The 4,135-nt window shown below is 38.5% G+C and carries 4 protein-coding genes; 2 read left to right on the top strand and 2 right to left on the bottom strand.

The features are described 5' to 3' along the window. Nucleotides 1–299 precede the first annotated feature (299 nt). On the top strand, nt 300–779 hold the full coding sequence (locus GQR55_RS19665; protein WP_166421925.1) for an RNA-binding protein: 480 nt from the start codon (nt 300–302) through the stop codon (nt 777–779). Here the strand turns inward: GQR55_RS19665 and murI are convergent. Both murI and GQR55_RS19655 read right to left on the bottom strand, forming a co-directional pair. After that, nucleotides 742–1,542: a glutamate racemase gene (gene murI, locus GQR55_RS19660; RefSeq protein WP_166421924.1), complete on the bottom strand. Its 801-nt coding sequence runs from the start codon at nt 1,540–1,542 to the stop codon at nt 742–744. The genes GQR55_RS19665 and murI overlap by 38 nt on opposite strands. A 65-nt stretch (nt 1,543–1,607) precedes the next feature. Beyond that, on the bottom strand, nt 1,608–2,747 hold the full coding sequence (locus tag GQR55_RS19655) for a DUF5610 domain-containing protein (protein WP_166421923.1): 1,140 nt from the start codon (nt 2,745–2,747) through the stop codon (nt 1,608–1,610). 162 nt (nt 2,748–2,909) lie between these two features. Between GQR55_RS19655 and trmA the strand changes: the two genes are divergently transcribed. Further along, nucleotides 2,910–4,007, top strand: a complete 1,098-nt coding sequence (trmA, locus tag GQR55_RS19650; RefSeq protein ID WP_166421926.1) for a tRNA (uridine(54)-C5)-methyltransferase TrmA — start codon at nt 2,910–2,912, stop codon at nt 4,005–4,007. Nucleotides 4,008–4,135: the final 128 nt, after the last annotated feature.

Below are 4,135 nucleotides of genomic sequence, written 5' to 3'. Positions count from 1 at the left end.
TATTTAACTCTCTGAGGTAGTTCGTGCCTTGCTATGCTTCGGCGTTTCCCGTCTCAGTGGGGTCGCATTATAGGGAGATCCGAAAACAGATCAACCCTTTTTTTAGATCTTTTTACTGTTCGAACAAAAATAGAACAAAACCACGTAAAACCATATGAAAACACACCTAAGGTGATGCTTTTTTGTGCTCTTATTTATTATTTAATACAAATATCATTGCTATGTTTGATTTAGACGTTAAGATAGCAAGTTCACAATGTTAAATTAATGTTTATTTCCTGTTTATTGGTAGATCTAAAATGAAATTACCCGATCAAAAATCTTTTATCTTCTCTGTTATTCTTGCTGTAGTTGGTTTTGTTGTTGTTGAGTTTGCTTTTGGCGGCTTAGCTTTAAACCCTGCGTTACTATTTGGTGCTGGTTTATTAATAGGTGCGATTGCTATTGCTGCAATGTCATCTGATGTGACTGAAGAAGCTGAAGTTAAAACAAAAACGCTTTATGTTGGTAACCTTCCTTATCGTGCAAACGAAGGTGTGGTTCGTGCATTATTTGAAGAACAAGGCAAAGTATTCAATGTTCGTTTATTAAAGGATAAGAATACTGGCAAGCGTCGTGGCTTTGGTTTTGTTGAAATGGCGCAAGCTGATGCAGACAATGCAATTGCTAACTTAAACGATAGCGAGTTCCAACAACGTACTTTAAAGGTACGTGAAGCAAAACAAAAACAAGAAGATGATTCTAATGCTCTACGTACTGAGACGGATCAGTCAGTGTAACTAGCTTTACCGCTAGCTTATTGCTAAACACATCAGCCGTTGCATAATATTGCAGCGGCTTTTTTATGTCTGTTAGTTTATTCACACATAAGTTAAGTTCGTTAAGTAAGTAACGAACTCTATTTGCTATCGCTACACCTGAATCAAGTAATTTTACATTCCCTTCAAAATACTGACTCATCGGCCCTGCTAGTATTGGAAAGTGCGTACACCCTAGTACAAGTACATCTATAGTTTTATCTATATGCAGGCCATCTAGTACTTGGTGCAACTTGTCTGTATCTAATGAGTCTGTAAAAAAGTATTGCTCAGCTAAGGTTACTAACTCCACACTGCTATATAGATTAACAACTACATTACGCGCATGTTCAGCAATTAACGTTTTAGTGTATGAACTGGCGACCGTTGCTGGTGTGGCTAATAAGCCAATATGATTTGAACGTGTTAACTCTGCGGCAGGCTTTATAGCTGGCACAACTCCTACAATTGGAATATCTGTCACTTGGCGAACCGCACTAAGTGCGGATGTGGAAGCGGTATTACACGCTATTACAATTAAATCAACGTTAAGAGCGTTAGTTTTGATGAAATGAATAAGTGAGCATAATCGGTTAATGATTGTTTGCTGGGATTGAGCTCCATAAGGTAGTAAAGCATTATCCATAAAATAGCTGTACTGAGCATTGGGGATACTTTGCTTTATATGCTCAAGTACAGTAGTTCCACCAATACCTGAATCAAAGACCATTATATGCGCTGACAAACTACCGTTCCCACTTTACTTTAAGAACGGCAGTTTGCCATGAGGTATTTATAAAAGAAAGTAGTTTAACTTTGCGTGGTTTCTAAATCAGTAAGCCTGTCGGCTGCCGAATTTAACTGATTAAGGTTTTCGAACATAGACTTTGTGTAATCTACTAACTTATCTATTTGTTCCTGATCTTGATTTAACCACTGTAGAATTCCAGCTAGTTGATTTTGTAATCCAAGCTCACCCGCTTTTTCAAAAGCATTTTTAAGGTCGTCATTAAAAGGGGCTAAACCCTCTGCTACTTGTTTTTCTGGTGCTGGTTTATATTCTTCATAGCTTTTAACTGTTGCTATTGTTTTTGTTTGGCGTAAATCCATAGAAAAAGCCACCAGCTGATCACTCTCTAAACTCAGCTCTTGTGCTTGTTCAAATGCTTTATCTAGATCACCACCAAAAAATGTTTTACTTAAATCTTGTAAATCTTCCATCATCGCATTAATCGCTTCTTGCTCTTGCTCATTTAAGTCACCATTTACCGACATCGAAAATGATACCTGTCGAGATTGCGATGATGAGCTTGCGAACGACTCGCTATTACTGTTTTGCTGATAGCCGCTTGCCGACTGAGATTCAAATGCATCTGCAAAGCTAATACTTACCTCGTCACCTTCTGCGGTGGTAAATTTATACTCTGCATTACTCGTCATACTGACATATTGAGCCTGGCTTATATTTACGCTGGCAGGTTGTGGGTTAAATAACGACTCTTCAAACTTATCGAGCCCATTGTAAATTCCCTCTTTGGACTTATTAATCCCCTCTTCCATGTCATCATTAAATACACCAGTACCTTTGAGTTCATCAACAGCGTCATCAATCCCTATTTGGACTCCTTTGCGCGCGTCGCCTAACATATCTTTGAGCTTTTCGTCATCAGCGCCGTTAGCTTTTGCTTTGTTAACAGCACTACTTACAAAATCGAGTACGTTTTTTACTATTTCATCAAAATCAAAGAGTGGTTTATCTGCTTTTTTTTCTGCGATAGGCAATCCAAGTTGCTCAGCCATTTTATCGCCAAGCACCTTTGCGGCCAACTCTCGGCCTCGTTGTTGATAGCTATCTTGAGGAGACGTAATTGTAGGTTGCTGTATATCAGCTTTATTATTGAATTTATTGATGTTGTTGTTTGGCGTAAAGCCATAATTACCTATTTTCATGATTCGTCTCCTAAGCGTGCGTAGTTTATTATCGGCTATAACAATAAAAACTAAAGTACAATGTTCAATAAAACAGCATAAATGCTAGCCAAAACTAGACAAATACGCAGCGCTCCCTACAATAGCGCCGATAAACAGATCTTAGAGAAGGTAGTAGCGTTAATGGCAGTTATTAAAATAGATACCACACAGTACCAAACGCAGTTAAGTGAAAAAGAGCAGCGTATTAGTGCGCAGTTTCAACGTTTTGGTGTGGAGCAACTAGAAGTATTTAGCTCAGAGCCAACTAACTACCGCCAACGTGCTGAATTTAGAGTATGGCACGACGGTGACGATCTGTTTCACATTATGTTTGATCAACAAACAAAAGAAAAAATCCGTGTTGATACATTTGACCCCGCAGCGCCTTTAGTAGGTGAAATAATGCAGGTGATGATTGAAAGCCTCAAACCTTGCGAGATATTACGTCGTAAGTTATTTCAAATTGATTACCTATCAACGCTAAGCGGTGAAATTTTAGTAAGCTTGCTTTATCACAAGCCACTTGATGAAGAGTGGCTAAGTGAAATTAAAGCACTTAAAGAAAAGCTAAGCAGTAAATACAAAATTGACTTTATAGGCCGTGCTCGCAAACAAAAAGAAGTGCTGGGTGATGACTTTGTAACTGAGCATTTAACTGTTAATGGTCAAGAGCTTATTTACCAACAAGTAGAAAATAGCTTTACTCAGCCTAATGCAAAAGTAAATATTAATATGCTGGAGTGGGCGCAAGACTTATGTAAGCCACTTAAGAATGATTTATTAGAGCTTTACTGTGGTAACGGTAACTTTTCAATTGCGTTAGCGGGTTCTTTTAATAAAGTATTAGCGACGGAAATATCAAAATCATCTGTTCATTCTGCTCAATACAATATTGCTAAAAATAACGTAGAGAACTTAGATATTATTCGTATGTCGAGTGAAGAGTTTACCCAAGCAATGAATGGCGAGCGTACTTTTTCTCGTTTAGACGGGATTGACCTTAAAAGCTATGACTGCCAAACCATATTGGTTGATCCACCGCGCGCCGGCATGGATGAATTAACGTGTGACCTTGTGGCTAACTACGAAAGCATAATTTATATATCGTGTAATCCAGAAACCCTTGAACGCGACCTTGATCACCTAACACGTACGCACAACGTTAAGCGCTTTGCTATATTTGATCAGTTCCCTTATACACATCACATTGAGTCGGGTGTGTTCTTACAGCGTAAATAATAAATATGCTCAGTAAACGTTACCCATAAAAAAAGCTCCTTATAGGTAATGCCGTTCACTTAAGGTGAGCGGCTTTTTTATTTCTAGCGTACCGCTGCGGTCTTGGCTTGACTGAGCGAGGAAAACTT

Source organism: Pseudoalteromonas sp. Z1A8 (assembly GCF_011378855.1).
In the GTDB taxonomy this organism is placed as follows: domain Bacteria; phylum Pseudomonadota; class Gammaproteobacteria; order Enterobacterales; family Alteromonadaceae; genus Pseudoalteromonas.
Note: the sequence above shows the minus strand (reverse complement) of the source record. Positions and strands in the feature narration are given on the sequence as shown.

What these genes read in the sequence shown, in the direction of transcription:
- GQR55_RS19665 (WP_166421925.1), top strand. Translation starts at nt 300, where the DNA reads ATGAAATTACCCGATCAAAAATCTTTTATCTTCTCTGTTATTCTTGCT.
- GQR55_RS19655 (WP_166421923.1), bottom strand. Translation starts at nt 2,747, where the DNA reads ATGAAAATAGGTAATTATGGCTTTACGCCAAACAACAACATCAATAAA.
- trmA (WP_166421926.1), top strand. Translation starts at nt 2,910, where the DNA reads ATGGCAGTTATTAAAATAGATACCACACAGTACCAAACGCAGTTAAGT.